Origin of the sequence: Synechococcus sp. BA-120 BA3 (genome assembly GCF_034931285.1) — a bacterium.
Taxonomy (GTDB): Bacteria; Cyanobacteriota; Cyanobacteriia; order PCC-6307; family Cyanobiaceae; genus Cyanobium.
This window is the reverse complement of the sequence record NZ_JAYGHZ010000508.1, coordinates 1-674: the sequence shown is the minus strand read 5'-3', so window position 1 is coordinate 674 and position 674 is coordinate 1. Positions and strand designations below refer to the sequence as shown.

Annotated in this window: 1 protein-coding gene and 1 pseudogene; both read left to right on the top strand. The window is 73.7% G+C overall.

Features of this window, described 5'->3' with window-relative positions:
* Positions 1–350 (top strand): Tab2 family RNA-binding protein (locus tag VB737_RS17200; protein ID WP_500314766.1); only part of this gene is annotated, 350 nt, incomplete at its 5' end.
* Positions 351–355: 5 nt separating this feature from the next.
* Positions 356–674 (top strand): annotated as a pseudogene (locus VB737_RS17195) (copper oxidase); the annotation flags it as partial.

The following is a 674-nucleotide window of genomic DNA, read 5'->3' as shown; positions in this document are numbered from 1 at the left end:
AGATCGCCTTCCCCGGTCTGGTGGCCCTGCCGTCCGAGGTGGATCCCGCCACCCCGGTGCCCGGGATCCGGCTGTTCAGCCGCCGGCGGGCCCTGGCCATCGCCGGCTGGCTGTCCGGCCTGGAGCCGACCCGGCTGGAGGTCAGCTCCGGCCAGCTGGTGTTGGAGGCCGGCCTCGAGGATCGCTGGATCCTGGCGCGACTGCCGGAGGAGGAGGCACGGCTGGCCCAGCAGGCCCTGGCGGAGGCCCGGGAGCGGGCCGGCGGCCTCCAGTTCATCGCCATCCAGGCCAGTGAGGAGGCCTCCAACCTCGAGGGCTTCTGGCTGCTGCGCGACCTGCCCGAGGGCTGAGGCGCATGGCTGAGGCCCTCGAGCCCCCCTTCGATCGGCCCGATGCCGGCTTCAACAACCTTCCCGGCTGGACCTGGGTGGGCACCTATGGCGGCCACTATCTCCAGTGCGACCTGCTGGCGGCGTTTGAGCACGGCTTCTTCACGCGACAGTGGCAGGGCCGGCCGCCCGAGGAGCTGGCCGGTGCGATCAGTGCCGGCGTCAGCGTGCACCGCACCCGCCAGGTGCATGGCGGTGCGGTGCTGGCCGCCTCCGACGCCGACCGGGAGCCCTGGCCGGAGGCCGACGGACTGCGCAGCGACCGGGGCGGCCAGAGCCTCTGGG